We start from the raw sequence: 18,945 nt of genomic DNA, 5'->3' as shown, positions 1-18,945 counted from the left end.
GCCGTTCGGATCAGCCGGTGTTGCGCAGGCCCGCGGCCACACCGTTGACGGTGAGGAGCAGGGCGCGGCTGAGCGTCGGGTCTGGGGTCTCGTCGGCGGCGGCCGCCTCGCGCTGCCGCTTGAGCAGCGCGACCTGGAGGTACGAGATCGGGTCGAGGTAGGCGTCGCGGATCGCGAACGTCTGCTTCAGGACGGGCTGCGTGTCGAGGAGTTCCTCGCCGCCGGTGATGCGCAGCACCTCGGCGACGGTCAGCTCGTGCTCGGTCACGATCTCGTCGAAGACGTGCTTGAGGTTGTCGGGCACGAGGGTGTCGACGTAGTGGCGGGCGATCCGCAGGTCGGTCTTGGCGAGCGTCATCTCGACGTTGGAGATGAAGTTGCGGAAGAAGTGCCAGCGCTCGTGCATCTCGTCGAGGACGGTGTCGAGGCCGGCCTCGCGCAGCGCCTTCAGTCCCGATCCGACGCCGAACCAGCCGGGGACGATCTGCCGGGACTGGGTCCAGCCGAACACCCACGGGATGGCGCGCAGTCCGTCGAGGGAGACGCCGGAGCCGGGGCGGCGGGAGGGCCGCGAGCCGAGGTGCAGGTCGGCGAGCTGGTCGACGGGCGTCGAGGCGAGGAAGTAGTGCGGCAGGTCCGGGTCCTCGACGAGCTTGCGGTACGCCGTGTGGGCGGCGTCGCTCACCACGTCCATGGCGGCGTCCCAGCGGGCGAGGGCCTCGTCGGACTGGCGCGGCGCCGTGTGCAGGGCGGAGGCCTGCAGCGTCGCCGCGACGGTCAGTTCCAGGTTCTCGCGGGCCAGGGACGGCACCAGGTACTTGTCGGAGATGACCTCGCCCTGCTCGGTCACCTTGATCTCGCCCTCCAGGGTGCCCCAGGGCTGGGCGAGGATCGCGTCGTGCGAGGGGCCGCCGCCGCGGCCGACGGTGCCGCCGCGGCCGTGGAAGAGGCGAAGCCGCACGCCGTAGCGGTGGGCGACGTCGCGCAGGCGGCGCTGGGCGCGGTGGATCTCCCACTGCGAGGTGGTGATGCCGCCGAACTTGGAGGAGTCGGAGTAGCCGAGCATGACCTCCTGGACGTCGCCGTTGAGCGCGACGAGGCGCCGGTACGACGGGTCGGAGAGCATGTCCTCCAGGATCGTGTCGGCGGCCTTCAGCTCGTCCGTGGTCTCCAGGAGCGGCACGATGCCGATCTTCGCCCAGCCGGCGTGCAGGTCGATGAGGCCCGCCTCGCGCGCGAGGACGGTCGCGGCGAACACGTCGTCGGCGCCCTGGCACATCGAGATGATGTACGACTCGATGACCTCGGGCCCGAACACGTCGAGCGCCTTGGCGATGGTGTGGAAGACGCCGAGGGTCTTCTCGCCCGCGGCGTCGAGCGGTGCCGGGGTCGGGGCGAGGGGGCGCCGCGAGCGGAGCTCCTTGGCGAGCAGCTTGCCGCGGTAGTCGCGCGGCATGTCGGCGTAGCGCCAGGACTCCTCGCCGAGCCGGTCGAAGAGCTGGCCGAGCGTGTGGTGGTGGGCGTCGGCGTGCTCGCGGACGTCCATCGTGGCGAGCTGGAGGCCGAAGGCGGAGAGCGTACGGATCGTACGGTTCATGCGGCCTTCGGCGAACAGGCCGCCGCGGTGCTCGCGCAGCGAGGTCTGGATGAGGGTGAGGTCGTGCAGCAGCTCGGCGGTGCCGAGGTAGTCGCGGCCTTCCTGGTGCGGCGTGTTGTTGGCGAGCCGCGTCTTGGTGTTCTCCAGCTTCTGCCGGATCGCGGTGGCCTTGAGCCGGTAGGGCTCCTCGGCGTTGAGCCGCTTGTAGCGGGGGCTGATCTCGGGCAGGCGCTCCAGGTCGCACTGGAGCGAGGTGAGCAGCTCCTCGGTGGCGCCCGTGTACCGGATGGAGTTGGAGAGGAAGCCGCGCAGCTCGTCGATCATGTCGAGCGCGTCGTTGATGCCGTGCTCGTGCTGGAGGATCAGGACGTCCCAGGTGACCTGCGGGGTCACGTTCGGGTTGCCGTCGCGGTCGCCGCCGATCCAGGTGCCGAAGGTGAGCGGGCGGCTGTCCTCGGGGAGCTGGAAGCCGACGCGCTCCAGTTCGGCGGTGAGGTCCTCCAGGACGTCGCCGACGGCTCCGGCGTGCAGCTCGTCCAGGTAGTAGATCGCGTTGCGGGACTCGTCGGTGACCTCGGGGCGTACGACGCGCAGCTCGTCCGTCTGCCACACCAGGTCGATGTTCTCGGCCAGGCGGGTGTCGTAGCGGCGCCGGTCGGTCTCCAGGACGGGGGTCTCCAGGAGCTCGGCGATGCGGCGCAGCTTGTTGAGGACCGAGCGGCGGGCGGCCTCGGTGGGGTGGGCCGTGAAGACGGGCCGCACGTTCAGGTTCTTGACCGTCGCGCGCAGGTGCTCCGGGTCGGCGTCCTTGAGGCGGTCCGCGGTGCGGGCGAGGAGCCCGCCCTCGGCGGCCCGCATGGCGCGCAGCTCGCGGCCACGGTGCACCTGCTCCGTGACGTTGGCCAGGTGGAAGTACGTGGAGAAGGCGCGGACCAGCTTGGCCGCGGTGTCCAGCTCGGTGCCGCGCAGCAGCTCGGCGGCGGCCTCGCCGTCCTCGCGGGTCAGGCGGCGGACCTTCTCGACCAGTTCGAGGAGCTCCGGGCCCTCCTGGCGGACCAGGGTCTCGCCCAGCAGGTCACCGAGGCGACGGATGTCGGCGCGCAGCTCGGCGCTGGTGCTCGTCGCAGCGGTCTGTTCGTCGGCACTGCTCACAGGTGCGGCTCCTTGCATGGTGAAGCACGTCTGGCACGTGGTGAAGCACGTCGGGAGGAAGGATCCCCGGATCCGGGTACACAACCCGGGGGTGGAGATTCAGAGCGGACCGCGCTGTCCGACCGATTCCAAGGATATGTGCCACAGCAGACGGGGAGGTCGGGGCCTCTTGCCGCCCGGCTGCACGCTGACATACTTACGGTGCCGTAGGTTACGGAACCGTAGGCAAACTGTCCGCGGATACCCGTGGATCTCCTGACCCGTCTCAGCCCGTCTCAACCCTCGACTTACAGGGGACTCCCATGGCAACCAGTACCGATGTGATCGAAGACGCCCCCGGCACGGCGTCAGGGCCGCCGGCGACGCCCTCGGCGACGCTCGGCGGGGAACAGAAGCGCTCCGTGGAGCAGATCACACTGCTCCTGTTCATCGCCGTCCCGTTCCTCGCCCTGGTCGCGGCGGTGCCGCTGGCCTGGGGCTGGGGTGTGAGCTGGCTCGATCTCGGGCTCCTCGTCGCGTTCTACTACATCGGCTGCCACGGCATCACCATCGGCTTCCACCGGTACTTCACGCACGGCTCCTTCAAGGCGAAGCGCCCGCTGCGGATCGCGCTGGCCATCATGGGCTCGCTCGCCGTCGAGGGGCCCCTCGTCCGCTGGGTCGCCGACCACCGCAAGCACCACAAGTTCTCCGACGCCGAGGGCGACCCGCACTCGCCGTGGCGGTACGGGGAGACGGTTCCGGCCCTGATCAAGGGGCTGTGGTGGGCGCACATGGCGTGGATGTTCGACGAGGAGCAGACCTCGCAGGAGAAGTACGCGCCGGACCTGATCAAGGACCCGGCGATCCGCGCGATCTCCCGCCAGTTCGTGCTGTGGACGGCGCTCTCGCTCTTCCTGCCCGCGCTGATCGGCGGGCTGGTCACGATGTCGTGGTGGGGCGCGTTCACGGCGTTCTTCTGGGGCTCGCTCGTGCGGGTGGCGCTGCTGCACCACGTGACGTGGTCGATCAACTCGATCTGCCACGCCGTCGGCAAGCGTCCCTTCAAGTCCCGTGACCGTTCCGGCAACGTGTGGTGGCTGGCGGTCCTGTCCTGCGGCGAGTCCTGGCACAACCTGCACCACGCGGACCCGACGTCGGCGCGGCACGGTGTGGAGCGCGGCCAGATCGACTCCTCGGCCCGCCTGATCCGCTGGTTCGAGCAGCTGGGCTGGGCGCACGACGTGCGCTGGCCGTCGAAGTCGCGTATCGCGTCGCGCCGCAAGGAGCAGGTCGCCGACGCGGCCTGAGCCCCACACGGCATGATGGGAGACGTGGCGACCGACTCAGACACCCCTGGCAACGCGAGCAGTGACCGGCCCGAGCGGCCGGAGAAGGTTCGCCGTGCGCGCAGAACGCGGATGACGGGGGCGGAGCGGCGTCAGCAGCTGCTGGAGATCGGTCGCGTCCTCTTCGCCGCGAAGGGCTTCGAGGGCACGTCGGTGGAGGAGATCGCGGCGAAGGCCGGGGTCTCCAAGCCGGTGGTGTACGAGCACTTCGGCGGCAAGGAGGGGCTGTACGCGGTGGTCGTGGACCGCGAGATGCGCCAGCTCCTCGACATGGTGACCAGCTCCCTGACCGCCGGTCACCCCCGCGAACTGTGCGAACAGGCCGCGTTCGCGCTCCTCGACTACATCGAGGAGTACACGGACGGCTTCCGCATCCTGGTCCGCGACTCCCCCATCCCGCAGTCGACGGGTTCCTTCGCGTCCCTGATCTCCGACATCGCGACGCAGGTCGAGGACATCCTCGGCCGGGAGTTCAAGACCCGCGGCTTCGACCCGAAGCTGGCGCCGCTGTACGCGCAGGCGCTGGTCGGGATGGTCGCGCTCACCGGGCAGTGGTGGCTGGACGCCCGCAAGCCGAAGAAGGCGGAGGTCGCGGCGCATCTGGTGAACCTGGCGTGGCACGGCCTCGACGGCCTCGAACCGAAACCGCGCCTGATAGGGCACCGCAAAAGCTGACCGCACCCCGACCACGGGGCGCGCCCCCGCGCCGGTTCGTCATTCCAAGCCCCTGCGGCGCTTGAGCCGCGGCGCCGGGCACCCTCAAGCCCCTCCCGCCTTTGAGCAGCGGCGCCGGGCACCTTCAAGCCCCTCCGGCGTTTGAGGAGCGGGGTCCGGGGCGGAGCCCCGATCTTGTGGCACGGCGCCGTGGCGGGGCTCGCGGGGCGCTGCCCCGGACCCCGCTGCTCAATCGCCGCAGGGGCTAAAAGTGCCCCGACCCAGCCGCTCACGCGACGCAAGGCTGGAAGGATTCAGGGGGATGGTGGCGCGAGGAATTCGAGGCGGTTGCCCGCGGATGCGCCTTCCGCGCAGGCCGGAACTCCACCTCGACGCCCACGTGCAACCGAACCGCACCGCCCCGGAACCAGCACCCACCCCGCCCCGCAAGCCCAGCGGGCTTCGGCTCCTCCGTCATCCCGAGAACACCCACGTAGAACGCCCGCAGGGCCTCCTCACTCCCCGGCGGCGCCGCGAGCTGCACATGGTCCACGGCGACCAGCGTCATGAGCGCCTCGCCACCACGAAGATCCGCCGGAACGGCAGCACCGTGCCGTGGTCCGTCGCCGGGTACGCCTCCCGCAGCAGCCCCCGGTACTCGTCGACGAACGCCTCCCGCGCCTCGGGGTCGTCGGCCAGGGCGGTGAGGACGGGGCGCAGTCCCGTGCCCTTGACCCAGTCGAGGACGGGGTCGGGGCCCTCCAGGAGGTGCAGGTACGTCGTCTCCCAGGCGTCGACCTCGCACCCGAGCCCGGCGAGGCGCGCCAGGTACTGCGCGGGCGTGAGCACCGCGTCCCCGTGCCGCAGCACTCCGGCCAGGCGGTCCTTCCAGCGCGCCGACTCCGCCAGCTCCCGCATCAGGGCGTGGCTGGGCGCCGCGAAGTTGCCCGGCACCTGGAAGGCGAACGTGCCGCCGGGCGCCACCGCGTCGATCCACCGCGGGAAGGCGTCGGCGTGGTCGGGGACCCATTGCAGCGTCGCGTTGGACACGATCAGGTCGTACGTCTCCGTGGGCGTCCAGTCGGCCGCGTCCGCGTACGCGAAGTCGAGGCGGTCGGTGGCGTGTTCCGCGGCGCGGGCCAGCATCTCCCGGGAGTTGTCGTAGCCGGTGACGCGGGCGGTGGGCCAGCGCACGGTGAGCAGCGTCGTGACGTTGCCTGGGCCGCAGCCCACGTCGGCGACGCGGGCCGGTTCCCCGGGGAGGGCGGGGACGCGGGCGAGCAGGTCGACGAAGGGGCGGGCGCGGTGGTCCGCGTGCCGGAGGTACTGCTGGGGGTCCCAGCGGGGCGGGTGCGCGGGTGAGGTCGTCATGGTTTCAGGGTCCCCACCAAAGTATCTCGATGTCAAGATAATCGACCTCAAGAGACTTCACATCGACACACCCCCTACACTGATCGTCATGGAGGACGAGGTCGACCGTCTGGTCTCAGCGTGGCGCCGAGAGCGCCCCGACCTCGACGTGGAGCCCCTTGAGGTGCTCAGTCGGGTCAGCAGGCTCGCGCGCCATCTCGACCGGGCCCGTCGCCTGGCCTTTTCCGAGCACAACCTGGAGCCGTGGGAGTTCGACGTCCTGACGGCGCTGCGCCGTGCGGGCACGCCGTACCAGCTCTCCCCCGGTCAGTTGCTCACGCAGACGCTGGTGACGTCGGGCACGATGACCAACCGGATCGACCGGCTCGCCAAGAAGGGGCTCGTCGAGCGCCTGCCCGATCCCAGTGACCGGCGCGGTGTGCTGGTGCGGCTCACGGACGAGGGGCGGGACCGGGCGGATCAGGCGTTGTCGGGGCTGCTCGACCAGGAGCGGGCGATCCTGGCGGAGTTGTCGCGTGGGCAGCGCGGTGAACTCGCGGGTCTGCTCCGTCAGTTGACCGCGCCGTTCGACAACATTCCCGGCTGACCGGATCAAGCCCCTGCGGCGATTGAGCAGGCGGCGCCGTGGTCGAGGCCGCGGGGCTCCGCCCCGGACCCCGCTCCTCAATCGCCGGAGGGGCTTGATGTGCCCGGCCCTCGAATCGCCCCAGGGCTTGATCGCGCTCAGCTCGCCGCTTCCAGGTCGACCGGGCCCACGCCCGCCCTGCGCGCGAGCGCGACCGCCGCGAGCGTCGAGTGCACCCCGAGCTTGCCCAGCACGTTCTGCATGTGGGTGCGCACCGTGTGCGGCGACAGGAACAGCCGCTCCGCCACCGCCTTGCGGCCCAGGCCCGCCACCATGCAGCGCAGCACCTCCCGCTCGCGCGGCGTCAGCGACTCGACGAGCCGCTCCGACTCGGTGCGGTGCTTGCGGGCGGCGGTCAACTCCCGCAGAACGCCCGTGAGCAGCGCCGGCGGCAGATGCGTCTCGTCCCGCAGCACGCCCCGTATGACGGTCAGCAGGCGGGACAGGGAGCAGTCCTTGGCGACCCAGCCGGACGCCCCCGCCTGGAGCGCGAGCGCCGCGCGGCGCGGGTCGTCCCGCTCGGCGAGCACCACCGTACGCGCGGCGGGCTGGGCCGAACGGACGCCCGCCACCAGGGAGATGCCGTCGACGAGGCCGTCCTGAGCGGCGCTGTCGGGCACGGCCGCCGGCGCGCGCATGCCCTGGAGCGACGCCGCGCCCAGGTCCGCGTCGATCAGCAGGACGTCGAAGCGGCGGCCCTCGGCGACCGCCCGGTCGAGACAGCGCAGAGCGGCGGGGCCGCTGCCCGCGGCCGACACGTCGACATCGGGCTCGGCGGCGAGTGCCGCGGCGAGCGACTCGGCGAAGATGCGGTGGTCGTCGACGACCAGGACCCGGATGCGTACCACGTGATTACCCCCTTCCCCGAGCTCCGTGCGGAGCAGGGGATACCTCGTCGGGGAAGGGACCAACGCAGGTACGGCGCCCGGAGTGCGGTCCGCCGCGGCGGCACGGCCGCCGCCGTGCGCGCAACTGCTGCCCCCACTCCGGGCGTCGTACCCGGCTGTCTCGCCCCCTGATCGGCACCGGCCCCCACCGGTGCTAGCCATCAGAGTAGAGGGGACGGCTCCGAGGGGAAGTCAATTCGCAGAACTGGTTGCCGGTTGGCGGAGCAGTGACTGTCCTGCGCGTTTATGGTGATGCGCATGTTTCGCATGGAGACAGAAGTCGACAAAGAGCGCGGTCTGCTGCTCCGGTCGCTGCTGAGGGACACCAATACGGAGGCGTCACCGCGGCTGCGGGAACTCCGCGGCACCCCCGCCGATCAGCATGTCCCGCTCCAGGTCTGGGCGTTGGAGGAGAACGGCGAGCTGGCCGCGGGGATCGACGCGTACACGTGGGCGTTCTGGCTGCACGTGGACCTGCTCTGGGTCGCCGAGCGGCACCGCGGCGAGGGCCTCGGCTCCCGCCTGCTCGCGGAGGCGGAACGCATCGCCCACGAGGAGCGCGACTGCGCCAACTCCCGTGTCGAGACGTGGGACTTCCAGGCGCCGGGCTTCTACCGGCTGCACGGGTACGAGGTGATGTCCGTGATCCCCGACTACCCGCCGGGGATCAAGGAGTTCACGCTGACGAAGCGGCTCGGCTGAGGCGTCAGGACTGGCGTCAGGACTGGCGGCGGGCGCCCGCGGAGGGGACCGCGGGGAACACGCGCGGCGCCGTGAAACCGGCATCGGCGAAGGCGGTGGTGATCGCCTTCGTGACGGTGTCGGCGTCGTCGGCCTCCACCAGGACGACCGCGGAGCCGCCGAAGCCGCCGCCCGTCATGCGGGCGCCGACCGCGCCGGAGGTCATGGCCGTGCCGACGACCAGGTCGAGCTCCGGGCAGGAGATCCGCAGGTCGTCGCGGAGCGAGACGTGGCCCTGGACGAGGATCGGGCCGATGGCGCGCACGTCGCCCGCGTCGAGGAGTTCGATGACGCGCTCGACGCGGTGGTTGTCGGTGACGATGTGGCGGACGTAGCGGACGACCTTCTCGTCGACCCCGGCCAGCTCCAACTCCGCGACGGAACTTCCGAGTTCGGCGTACGACACGTCACGCAGGTGCGAGACGCCGAGGACGCGGGCGCCCTCCTCGCAGCCCGCCCGCCGCTCCGCGTACGCGCCGTCGCCCAGCTCGTGCTTGACGCGGGTGTCGACGACGAGCAGCTGGAGGCCGTGGGCCGGCAGGTCGAACGGGACCTGCCGGATCGACAGGTCGCGGCAGTCGAGGTGCAGGGCGTGCCCCTCGGTGGCGCACGCCGAGGCCATCTGGTCCATGACGCCGCAGGGCACGCCGACGAAGGCGTTCTCGGCGCGCTGCGCGAGGACCGCCAACTCGGCTCCGGCGAGACCGAGTTCGTACAGGTCGTTCATCGCGTACGCGGTGACGACCTCCAGGGCCGCCGACGAGGACAGGCCCGCGCCGGTCGGCACCGTGGAGGCGAGGTGGATGTCGGCGCCGCCCACCGAGTGGCCCGCGTCGCGCAGCGCCCAGACGACGCCCGCGGGGTACGCGGCCCAGCCGCCCTGCCCGTACTTCGACAGAGGGGCCAGTTCGTCGACGCGCAGTTCCACGACGGGGGCGTCGATGTCGGCGGAGTGCAGGCGCAGCACGCCGTCCTCGCGCCGGGCCACCGCGGCGACCGCGGTGTGCGGCAGCGCGAGCGGCATGACGAAGCCCTCGTTGAAGTCGGTGTACTCGCCGATGAGGTTGACGCGGCCGGGGGCCGCCCAGACTCCGGCGGGCTCGTACCCGAACAGGTCCTTGAACTGCGTGGCGACGGACATCAGTTGGCTACCTGACCCTCGTAGTGACTACTGCTGCTCACGGGCCTGGGCGAACGCCCAGGCGTCGGCGACGATGCCCGCGAGGTCCGCGCGGGACGGGTTCCAGCCGAGGCGCTCGCGCGCGGCGTCGGCGGAGGCGACGAGGACGGCCGGGTCGCCGCCGCGGCGCGGGGCGACGACCTCGGGGATCGGGTGCCCGGTGACCTGGCGGACGGTCTCGATGACCTCGCGGACGGAGAACCCGTTGCCGTTGCCGAGGTTGCAGATGAGGTGCTCGCCGGGCCGCGCGGCCTCGACGGCGAGGAGGTGGGCCTCGGCGAGGTCGGCGACGTGGATGTAGTCGCGGACGCAGGTGCCGTCGGCGGTCGGGTAGTCGTCGCCGAAGACGCTGATCGCCTCGCGCTTGCCCTGGGCGACCTGGAGGACGAGCGGGATGAGGTGCGACTCGGGATCGTGCCGCTCGCCGCAACTGCCGTACGCGCCCGCCACGTTGAAGTACCGAAGGGACACTGCACCCAGTCCGTGCGCGGCCGCCTCACCCGTGATCATGTGGTCGACCGCGAGCTTGGAGGCTCCGTACGGGGAGGTCGGCGCGGTCGGGTCGGTCTCGGTGATCGGGGTGTTCACCGGCTCGCCGTACGTGGCGGCGGTCGAGGAGAAGACCAGCTTGCGGACGTCCGCGGCGCGCATCGCGGCGAGCAGCTCCATGGTGCCGCCGACGTTGTTGGCCCAGTACTTCTCGGGCTTCACGACGGACTCGCCGACCTGCGAGAACGCGGCGAAGTGCAGCACGGCGTCGTAGGAGGAGTCGAGCCACTTGCCCGCGTCGCGGATGTCGCCCTCGACGAAGGCGGCGCCCGCGGGCACGCCCTCGCGGAAGCCGGTGGAGAGGTTGTCGAGGACGGTGACCTCGTGGTTCGCCTCGATGAGGTGCTGGGCGACGACGGAGCCGACGTATCCCGCACCACCCGTGACCAGGTACTTGCCCATTACTTGCTCGCTACCTCTCGCAGTCGCTCGGCCGCGGCCTCCGGCGGCACGTCGTTGATGAACACACTCATGCCGGACTCGGAACCCGCGAGAAACTTCAGCTTGCCGGAAGTGCGGCGGATGGTGAAAAGCTCGAGGTGCAGCGCGAAGTCGTCACGGTTGACGCCCTCGAACTCGTCCAGCGAGCCGAACGGGGCCTGGTGCCAGGCCGCGATGTACGGCGTCGCCGGCTGGTCCTCACCGAAGATCCGGTCGAAGCGCCTCAAGAGTTCCAGATAAATCTTGGGGAACTCTGTGCGTGCGTCCTCGTCGAGCGCGAGCAGGTCGGGGACCTGCCGCTTGGGGTAGAGGTGCACCTCGTAGGGCCAGTGCGCGGCGTAGGGCACGAAGGCCACCCAGTGCTCGCCGTCGACGACGACCCGGGAGCCGTCCTCGACCTCCTTCTCCACGACGTCGGCGAAGAGGTTGCGGCCGCCGGTCTGCTCCTTGTGCTCGGCGGCGTTGCGCAGCATCAGCGCCGTGCGCGGCGTGGTGAAGGGGTAGGCGTAGATCTGGCCGTGCGGGTGGCCGAGGGTGACGCCGATCTCGGCGCCGCGGTTCTCGAAGCAGAAGACCTGCTCGACGGAGTCGAGGTGGGAGAGCTCGGCGGTGCGGTCGGTCCACGCGTCGAGGACCAGGCCGGCCTGCTCCTCGGTGAGGTCCGCGAAGGACTTGTCGTGGTCGGACGTGAAGCACACGACCTCGCAGCGGCCCGAGTCCCCGGCGAGCGAGGGGAAGCGGTTCTCGAAGACCACCACGTCGTACGAGGAGTCGGGGATCTCGCTCAGCCGCTCCCCCTCGGAGGGGCACAGCGGGCACTCGTCGGCCGGCGGGTGGTAGGTGCGGCCCTGCCGGTGCGAGGCGATGGCCACGGAGTCGCCGAGCAGGGGGTCGCGGCGGATCTCCGAGGTGGTGACGGTGCGGTCGAGGGGGCGGCGGTCGGCCGCTTCCCGGACGACGTCGTCGCGCGAGTCGTAGTAGATGAGCTCACGACCGTCGGCGAGCCGGGTCGACGTCTTCTTCACGTCCGATGCTCCTCATCGCACCAACCAAACAGAACCAAACACAACAAAGCATAAGCCAACAGCAGCGTCAAGGGAAGGAACCGGCACGCGTCGCGTGGGGCCGCCGTGCGCTTTCTGTGCTCTCACGAGCACTCCGAGAGAGTCCTCGATCACAATCCAACAAAGAACATCAAGAGAACTGTTCACTTATTGAAGCCGGAGGCGTAGGTTCCGGACTGTTTCAGTTCGCGCAACGAAGCGAGATCTACACATGCTGTCCCCCACAACAACCCTGGCCGAGGGGCTCCGGCTGCCCACCAACGGCCTCGACTACGCGATCATGGCGATCTACTTCGTCGTGGTCCTGGGCATCGGCTTCGCCGCACGCCGCTCCGTGAAGACCAGCCTCGACTTCTTCCTGTCCGGGCGTTCGCTGCCCGCGTGGGTCACCGGTCTCGCGTTCGTCGCCGCGAACCTCGGTGCCACGGAGATCCTCGGCATGGCGGCCAACGGGGCGCAGTACGGCCTCTACACCGTCCACTGGTACTGGATCGGCGCCATCCCGGCGATGGTCTTCCTCGGCCTCGTGATGATGCCGTTCTACTACTCGTCGAAGGTGCGCTCGGTCCCCGAGTTCCTGCTGCACCGCTTCGGGCCCTCGTCCCACCTGCTCTCCTCGATCATCTTCGCCGTCTCCTCGGTGCTGATCGCGGGCGTCAACCTGTACGCGATGGCGCTGGTCCTCCAGGCGCTGCTCGGCTGGCCGCAGTGGGTCGCGATCGTCATCGCCGGCCTCTTCGTCCTCGCGTACATCACGATCGGCGGGCTCTCCTCGGCGATCTACAACGAGGTGCTCCAGTTCTTCGTCATCCTCGCCGCGCTCATCCCGCTGACGATCGTCGGCCTCAAGCGCGTGGGCGGCTGGGACGGCATCACGGACTCGCTGTCGAACTCGCACGGCGACTCGTTCATGACCGCCTGGCAGGGCACCGGCATCGGTGAGGCCAACCCGCTCGGCGCCAACTGGCTGACCATCGTGCTCGGCCTCGGCTTCGTGATGTCCTTCGGCTACTGGACGACGAACTTCGCCGAGGTGCAGCGCGCGCTGTCCGCGAAGAACCTCTCCGCCGCCAAGCGCACGCCGCTGATCGCCGCCTTCCCGAAGATCCTCATCCCGATGGTCGTCGTGGTCCCCGGTCTGATCGCCCTCGTCATGGAGCCCTCGCTGGGCAAGGGCGGCGCGGACGGCCTCCAGTACAACGACGCCATCCCGGTGCTGATGCGCGACCTGCTCCCGAACGGTGTCCTCGGCATCGCGGTCACGGGTCTGCTCGCCGCGTTCATGGCGGGCATGGCGGCCAACGTGTCCTCGTTCAACACGGTGTTCACCAACGACATCTGGGCCGCGTACATCAAGAAGGGCCAGAGCGACCGGTACTACCTGAAGACCGGCCGGGTCGTCACCGCCGTCGGCGTGCTGATCGGCATGGGCACGGCGTTCATCGCGGGCAGCTTCAGCAACATCATGAACTACCTGCAGACGCTGTTCTCGTTCTTCAACGTGCCGCTCTTCGTCGTCTTCATCATCGGCATGTTCTGGAAGCGCACGACTCCGGCGGCCGGATTCTGGGGCCTGCTGTCCGGCACGGTGGCCGCGATGGTGAACTACTTCTGGTTCTACAAGCAGGGCGTCATCTCGATCCCCTCCGACCAGGGCGCCAACTTCGTCTCGTCGATCGTCGCGTTCGTGGTCGGCGCGGTCGTGATGTTCGTGGTCACGCTGTGCACCAAGTCCAAGCCCGCCGAGGAGCTGGCCGGTCTCGTGTACGGCACGAAGTCGCCCGGCATGGAGGAGCCGCCGGCCGAGGGCGACGACGCGTGGTACCGCAAGCCGGCCCTGCTGGGCTGGGGCGCGATCATCCTCGCCGCCATCTGCTACATCCCGTTCTCCTTCTGAGGTCCGAGGTACACGACATGAGCGACGACATGAACCAGCACGTCGAGGAAGTGAAGGAGCTGGAGGCCAAGTCGGCGACGGCGGCCCGCCTCTTCGACGTGCGACGCATCATCGGCGGCCTTTTCGTGGTGTACGGCGTGATCGTCACGATCGCCGGCTTCACCGCCTCCGACGCCGACCTCAAGAAGGCCCAGGACATCAACATCAACCTGTGGACCGGCATCGGCATGCTGCTCCTCGGCGTGTTCTTCCTGGCCTGGATGAAGCTCCGCCCGACGGTGCCGCCGTCCGCGGAGGAACTCGCGGAGGCCACCAAGGCAACCGAGTAACACCCACCGCACACAGCCCTGGGGCCCACCACTTGCTCAAGTGGTGGGCCCCAGGGCTGTTCAGCTGGATCGGAAGAAACCCCGCAACGACGAAGTCCCACCCCGCCGGGGCGGGATGGGACTTCGTTCGGTGGAGCGCCGGGCAGGCCTTGCACCTGCATTTCCCCGCAGGAAGCGGGGCGTCTTTCCTTGGACCACCAACGCACTGTTGTCCGCCGCGAGTTGCGCCGTTCAACGTGTGATCAACTTTAGCCTAAGACTCCGGTTCTGGCGAACCCACCGGGCCCGCGCGGTCCAGGAGGCCCGTCCGCGCGGCCAGCGCCGCCGCTTCGAGGCGGGAGCCGACGCCCAGTTTCATCAGGACGCGCTGCACGTGGGTGCGGGCCGTGGACGGGGCGATGCCCATGCCCGCCGCGATCAGCCGGGTGTCCTCGCCGTCCGCGACTCTGACCAGCACCTCCACCTCGCGCGGCGTGAGCATCTGGAGCAACCGCTGCCCCTCGTCGTCGGGTTGCGCCGCCGGATTCAGCAACTCCCCGAACGCGCCCTGGAGCAGCGCCGGCGCCACCGCCGCCTCCCCCGCCCGCGCCTTCATCAGCGCGCGCTCCACACCCTCTATGCGCTCGTCGTGCCGTACGTAGCCGGAGGCACCCGCCGCGAACGCCGACGCGATGCCGCGCGGGGACGGAACGGGGCCGAGCACCACCACCGCCACCTGCGGCCGCTCCCGCTTGATACGGACCACCGGGTCGAACGTGCCCGGCTCCGCGGGGGTCGCGGTGCCCAGGAGGCAGACCTCCGGCGCCCGCGAGATGACGAGTTCCGCCGCACCGGCCGCCGGTGCGGCCGCCGCGAGCACCCGGTGCCCGCGCAGCTTCAGGGCCGAGGCCAGCGCCTCGGCGAGCAGTCGGTGGTCGTCGACCACCATCAGCCGCACTCCCATCGGGCCAACCCCCCAATCCACCCCGGGTGTCCCCGCGAACCCCCGGGCCCCCCAAGGACAGGCGAGCCCCCCGACTCCCCGTCCTTCTTCATCCCCCGGAAGCTACACGCTTGTTCGAGGTTGCGCGCCCCCTACCGGCCAGAAGCGGCCCTGAATGCTGAAATCCAGTCCATTGAGGGATGTTTGGGGGTACAGGAGCTCAAAGGCAGTGCTCAGCCGGTGCTGAATCCGAGTGCCGTGTACCGCTTGTCGTCCTTGCCGTACGGAGCACTGATCACGGCCGCACCCAGGAACAACCTGCCGTTGGCGTAGTGGAGTTCGGTGGTGGACTGACCCGGCGCCATGCTGGTGATCGCGTCCTGGACGTCCTCCGTGTCCGGGGTCCTGAGCAGCGTGCGCTGCTTCCTGGTGCGGGGGTCGATCGTGACGACCTCGCTGCCCTCGCCGTACACCCCCGTCTTGAACGCCAGCACGTTCCCGCCGTCCATCCGCATCGGGAAGATGTCGTACCTGCCGCCCGCTACGCGGTCACCGGTGCGCTTGCCGGTCTCCAGGTCGTACGACACGATCTCGTTGCCCGCACCGGACTTCGCGGTCTTCCCGGTGGCCCCGGTGCTGCCGGTGGCGGACCGCTGCCGGGTCGCGAGGTAGACGCGCCCGTTGCCGACCGTGGTCTTCGCGCAGCCCTCGGTCTTCCCCGCCTCGCACCCGAGGTCGTACTTCTCGGGGTCGACGGCGAACTTCGAGGTCAGCTTCCCGCGGTCGTCCATGGTGAGGATCTCGTCGATCGTCCCCGACGCGTTGTCCCCGGCGCCGATGCCGACGACGACCGGCCTCGTGGACAGCACCTGCACGGTGGTCGGGCCGGTGGCCAGCGCGTAGGACCACTTGGGTCCGCCCGTCGTCGGGTCCAGGAGCTGCACCTGGTACTGCTCGTCGCCGTACCCGCCGCACTTGCGGACGGCGACGAGGCGCGCGCCGCCCCGGTAGCCGAGGTCCTGGCAGCTGCCGGTGTCCGGCTGCCACAGGATCCGGCCGGTCCTGAGGTCGAAGGCGGCGCCGCCGTCGAACGCGCCGCCCGCCGCGAGCGTGCCGCCCGAGATCGAGAGCTCCTCGAACCGGCGGTCCTTGGTGCCCTGCCGCACGGTCTTCGACCAGACCTCGTCCCCGGTGTTGAGGTCGAAGACGGTGATCCGGGTGCAGGGCCGGGGCTTGTGGTCCGCGGACCGCTTGCCGTCCTCGCTGACCACGGCGGCGTACCCGTCGTCGGAGACGCCCGCCGTCCCCGCGCACGACTGTCCCGGCAGCGGCAGCGTCCACGTCTTCCTGCCGGTGTCCGCGTCGTGGCCGACGATCCGGTTCACTTCCGCCTTCGCGTACGTACCGCCGCTCAGCCAGGACCCCTTGACGCTGTCCACCTGGCGCTTGGCCACCTTCGGCGCGGCCAGCCGCAGCGTGTTCCCGGCGGACGGGTCGGCCGGGGGCCGCTCCGCCGCGGAACCGTCGTAGCCGTCGCCGTCCTTGCCGCGGGCCGCGGAGCCCGTTCCGGTGTCGTCGCCGGACACCGCGACGTAGGTGACGGCGCCGGCGATCAGGGCGACGGCCAGGACACCGGCGCCGATGAACGCCAGCGGCGAGAGCCTGCCGCCGCCGAACTTCCGCGGCGGATCGGGCTGTTGCGGTTCGTCGGGGTGCGGTCGGCCGTCGGGGTGCTGCGGCGCGTCGGGCTGCTGGTGGCCGTACGGCTGCCGTGCGGGCGGCTGGGGCCGGTGCGCGTGCGACTGCTCCTCGTTCGGCTGATCTCCGGACGACGGTTGACCCGGTGAGCGCGTCGGGCGTGCGGACGGGTCGTGCCGCGGGGGCCGTTCCGCGTAGTCGTGACCGGGCCGCTCCCGCGGCGGGGCCGGGGGCAGCTCGGGCGGGAGCGGTATGTGCCTGTCGAATCCGCCGGGCGGCGGCCAGTTGGGCGGCTGAGTCATCAGCACTCCCCCCAGTTCCTACTGACGTACCAGCGGCCTTTCTATCACCCGGCACGCCGGCGCGGCGGGCACGCGGGCGCCCCCGCCGTCCGCACCGTCACGCGTCCTCGGCGAGCTCCAGCCAGCGCATCTCCAACTCCTCGCGCTGGGCGACGAGTTCACGCAGCTCCGCGTCCAGCTTCGCGACCTTCTCGAAGTCGGTGGCGTTGTCGGCGATCTGCGTGTGCAACTTGGTCTCCTTCTCGGAGATCTTGTCCATCTGCCGCTCGACCTTCTGGAGCTCCTTCTTCGCGGCGCGCGCGTCCGCCGCCGAGGGGCCCGCCTTCTCGGCCGCGGCGGGCGCCGCCGCGGGCGCGGGGGACGCGGCCTCGATCATGCGCTGCCTGCGCTCCAGGTACTCGTCGATGCCGCGCGGCAGCATCCGCAGGGTGGCGTCGCCGAGCAGGGCGAAGGTGTTGTCGGTGGTGCGCTCCAGGAAGAACCGGTCGTGGGAGATGACGACCATCGAGCCGGGCCAGCCGTCGAGCAGGTCCTCCAGCTGGGTCAGCGTCTCGATGTCGAGGTCGTTGGTCGGCTCGTCGAGGAACAGGACGTTCGGCTCGTCCATGAGCAGGCGCAGCAGCTGGAGGCGGCGGCGCTCACCGCCGGACAGGTCGCCGACCGGCGTCCACTGCTTGTCCTTCGCGAAGCCGAACTGCTCGCACAGCTGGCCCGCGGTCATCTCCCGGCCCTTGCCGAGGTCGACGCGGTCGCGGACCTGCTGGACGGCCTCCAGCACCCGCAGGGTGGCGGGCAGTTCGGTGACGTCCTGGGAGAGATAGGCGAGGCGGACGGTCTTGCCGACGACGATCTTCCCGGCTGCGGGCTGCACGTCGCCGTCGCTGCGGGCGGCGTCGGCGAGGGCGCGCAGCAGGGACGTCTTGCCCGCGCCGTTCACGCCGACCAGGCCGACGCGGTCGCCGGGGCCGAGCTGCCAGGTGAGGTGCTTGAGCAGCACCTTCGGTCCGGCGGTGACGGTGACGTCCTCAAGGTCGAAGACGGTCTTGCCGAGCCGGGCGTTGGCGAACTTCATCAGCTCGCTCTTGTCGCGCGGCTCGGGGACGTCGGCGATCAGCTCGTTGGCGGCCTCGACGCGGAAGCGGGGCTTGGAGGTGCGGGCCGGGGCGCCGCGGCGCAGCCACGCCAGCTCCTTGCGGACCAGGTTCTGCCGCTTGGCCTCCTCGGTCGCGGCGATGCGCTCGCGCTCGGCGCGCGCGAACACGTAGTCGCTGTAGCCGCCCTCGTACTCGTACACGTCGCCCTTCTGCACGTCCCACATGCGGGTGCAGACCTGGTCGAGGAACCAGCGGTCGTGGGTGACGCAGACGAGCGCGGAGCGGCGGGCGCGCAGGTGCTGGGCGAGCCAGGAGATGCCCTCGACGTCGAGGTGGTTGGTCGGCTCGTCGAGGACGATCAGGTCCTGTTCGGCGATGAGGAGCTTGGCGAGGGCGATACGGCGGCGCTCGCCGCCGGAGAGCGGACCGATGACGGTGTCCAGGCCCTGCGGGAAACCGGGCAGGTCGAGCCCGCCGAAGAGCCCCGTCAGCACGTCGCGGATCTTGGCGCTGCCGGCCCACTCGTGGTCGGCCATGTCACCGATGACCTCGTGGCGGACGGTGGCCGCCGGGTCGAGGGAGTCGTGCTGGGTGAGGACGCCGAGGTGCAGGCCGCCGCTGTGGGTGACGCGGCCGGTGTCGGCGTCCTCCAGCTTGGCGAGCATGCGGATGAGGGTGGTCTTGCCGTCCCCGTTGCGCCCGACCACGCCGATCCGGTCGCCTTCTTGTACGCCGAGGGAGACGCCGTCGAGGAGGGCACGGGTGCCGTAGACCTTCGAGACGTTTTCGACGTTGACCAGATTGACTGCCATTTCGCTCCGCTCCGGGGGGGGTGGGCCAGTCCTCCAGCGTAGTCGGCACGCCGAAGCCGCCGGTCACCCGTTCCCACGCCCTCGGGGCTCCGCCCCGAACCCCGCTCCTCAATCGCCGGAGGGGCTCGATGTGGGCCGGCAGGGCTCGATGCGTGCCAGCACTGCTTCTCAATCGCCGGAGGGGCTCGATGTGTCGCGGGGCTTCTTCAGCCCCGCCGGTGCTTGAGGCTTTTCAGCCCCTCCGGCGATTGAGGAGCAGGTGGCCGGCGCATCACGCCCCTCCGGCAGGTGGAGAGCAGGGG

15 protein-coding genes and 1 pseudogene are annotated in these 18,945 nt (G+C 70.5%); 6 read left to right on the top strand and 10 right to left on the bottom strand.

Features of this window, described 5'->3' with window-relative positions:
• Positions 1-10: 10 nt before the first annotated feature.
• Positions 11-2,749, bottom strand: a complete 2,739-nt coding sequence (gene ppc, locus ACYBSK_RS02780; RefSeq protein ID WP_457475215.1) for a phosphoenolpyruvate carboxylase — start codon at positions 2,747-2,749, stop codon at positions 11-13.
• Between the two features lie 302 nt (positions 2,750-3,051).
• On the opposite strand from ppc, the gene ACYBSK_RS02775 reads away from it, so the two are divergent.
• Together ACYBSK_RS02775 and ACYBSK_RS02770 are read left to right on the top strand one after the other, a co-directional pair.
• On the top strand, positions 3,052-4,038 hold the full coding sequence (locus ACYBSK_RS02775; RefSeq protein ID WP_460245059.1) for an acyl-CoA desaturase: 987 nt from the start codon (positions 3,052-3,054) through the stop codon (positions 4,036-4,038).
• A gap of 12 nt (positions 4,039-4,050) precedes the next feature.
• Positions 4,051-4,752, top strand: coding sequence for a TetR/AcrR family transcriptional regulator (locus tag ACYBSK_RS02770; RefSeq protein ID WP_457475213.1), 702 nt, complete (start codon positions 4,051-4,053; stop codon positions 4,750-4,752).
• 334 nt (positions 4,753-5,086) lie between these two features.
• Here ACYBSK_RS02770 and ACYBSK_RS02765 read toward each other — a convergent pair.
• Together ACYBSK_RS02765 and ACYBSK_RS02760 are read right to left on the bottom strand one after the other, a co-directional pair.
• Positions 5,087-5,299: pseudogene (locus ACYBSK_RS02765) on the bottom strand (VOC family protein); the annotation flags it as partial.
• The gene (locus tag ACYBSK_RS02760) at positions 5,296-6,102 is read right to left on the bottom strand and encodes a trans-aconitate 2-methyltransferase (RefSeq protein ID WP_460245058.1); all 807 of its coding nucleotides are present in this window, start codon (positions 6,100-6,102) and stop codon (positions 5,296-5,298) included. The pseudogene ACYBSK_RS02765 and the gene ACYBSK_RS02760, both read right to left, overlap by 4 nt.
• An 88-nt stretch (positions 6,103-6,190) precedes the next feature.
• On the opposite strand from ACYBSK_RS02760, the gene tamR reads away from it, so the two are divergent.
• Positions 6,191-6,688, top strand: a complete 498-nt coding sequence (tamR, locus tag ACYBSK_RS02755; RefSeq protein ID WP_457475211.1) for a MarR family transcriptional regulator TamR — start codon at positions 6,191-6,193, stop codon at positions 6,686-6,688.
• A 137-nt stretch (positions 6,689-6,825) separates the two neighbouring features.
• On the opposite strand, the gene ACYBSK_RS02750 is transcribed toward tamR, so the two are convergent.
• Positions 6,826-7,575 (bottom strand): LuxR C-terminal-related transcriptional regulator, encoded by a 750-nt coding sequence (locus ACYBSK_RS02750; RefSeq protein WP_457475210.1) that lies wholly within the window; start codon positions 7,573-7,575, stop codon positions 6,826-6,828.
• Between the two features lie 285 nt (positions 7,576-7,860).
• Between ACYBSK_RS02750 and ACYBSK_RS02745 the strand changes: the two genes are divergently transcribed.
• Complete coding sequence (locus ACYBSK_RS02745; RefSeq protein ID WP_460245057.1) at positions 7,861-8,316, top strand: GNAT family N-acetyltransferase; 456 nt, start codon at positions 7,861-7,863, stop codon at positions 8,314-8,316.
• Positions 8,317-8,332: 16 nt separating this feature from the next.
• On the opposite strand, the gene galK is transcribed toward ACYBSK_RS02745, so the two are convergent.
• Genes galK through galT form a run of 3 tightly spaced genes read right to left on the bottom strand, consistent with a single transcriptional unit; the run spans position 8,333 to position 11,550 of the window.
• On the bottom strand, positions 8,333-9,496 hold the full coding sequence (gene galK / locus ACYBSK_RS02740) for a galactokinase (RefSeq protein ID WP_460245056.1): 1,164 nt from the start codon (positions 9,494-9,496) through the stop codon (positions 8,333-8,335).
• Between the two features lie 27 nt (positions 9,497-9,523).
• Positions 9,524-10,486, bottom strand: coding sequence for a UDP-glucose 4-epimerase GalE (gene galE, locus ACYBSK_RS02735; protein WP_457475207.1), 963 nt, complete (start codon positions 10,484-10,486; stop codon positions 9,524-9,526).
• A complete protein-coding gene (gene galT / locus ACYBSK_RS02730; protein ID WP_457475206.1) occupies positions 10,486-11,550 on the bottom strand; it encodes a galactose-1-phosphate uridylyltransferase in 1,065 nt (354 codons plus the stop codon). The genes galE and galT overlap by 1 nt, the downstream gene beginning before the upstream one ends.
• Before the next feature lie 250 nt (positions 11,551-11,800).
• On the opposite strand from galT, the gene ACYBSK_RS02725 reads away from it, so the two are divergent.
• Together ACYBSK_RS02725 and ACYBSK_RS02720 are read left to right on the top strand one after the other, a co-directional pair.
• The gene (locus tag ACYBSK_RS02725; protein ID WP_460245055.1) at positions 11,801-13,486 is read left to right on the top strand and encodes a sodium:solute symporter family protein; all 1,686 of its coding nucleotides are present in this window, start codon (positions 11,801-11,803) and stop codon (positions 13,484-13,486) included.
• A gap of 17 nt (positions 13,487-13,503) precedes the next feature.
• Positions 13,504-13,815 carry a hypothetical protein gene (locus ACYBSK_RS02720; RefSeq protein WP_457475204.1) on the top strand — a complete coding sequence of 104 codons (312 nt, stop codon included), beginning with the start codon at positions 13,504-13,506 and terminating at the stop codon, positions 13,813-13,815.
• A 253-nt stretch (positions 13,816-14,068) separates the two neighbouring features.
• Here the strand turns inward: ACYBSK_RS02720 and ACYBSK_RS02715 are convergent, their stop codons facing one another.
• From ACYBSK_RS02715 to ACYBSK_RS02705, 3 genes are all read right to left on the bottom strand, one after another.
• A complete protein-coding gene (locus tag ACYBSK_RS02715) occupies positions 14,069-14,758 on the bottom strand; it encodes a helix-turn-helix transcriptional regulator (protein ID WP_457475203.1) in 690 nt (229 codons plus the stop codon).
• A 212-nt stretch (positions 14,759-14,970) separates the two neighbouring features.
• Positions 14,971-16,737, bottom strand: a complete 1,767-nt coding sequence (locus ACYBSK_RS02710; protein ID WP_457475202.1) for an outer membrane protein assembly factor BamB family protein — start codon at positions 16,735-16,737, stop codon at positions 14,971-14,973.
• A gap of 97 nt (positions 16,738-16,834) precedes the next feature.
• Positions 16,835-18,643, bottom strand: coding sequence for an ABC-F family ATP-binding cassette domain-containing protein (locus ACYBSK_RS02705; RefSeq protein WP_457475201.1), 1,809 nt, complete (start codon positions 18,641-18,643; stop codon positions 16,835-16,837).
• Positions 18,644-18,945 lie beyond the last annotated feature (302 nt).

It is taken from the genome of Streptomyces sp. BYX5S (genome assembly GCF_054724165.1).
The sequence above is the reverse complement of the archived record's forward strand: the minus strand, read 5'-3'. Positions and strand labels throughout refer to the sequence as shown.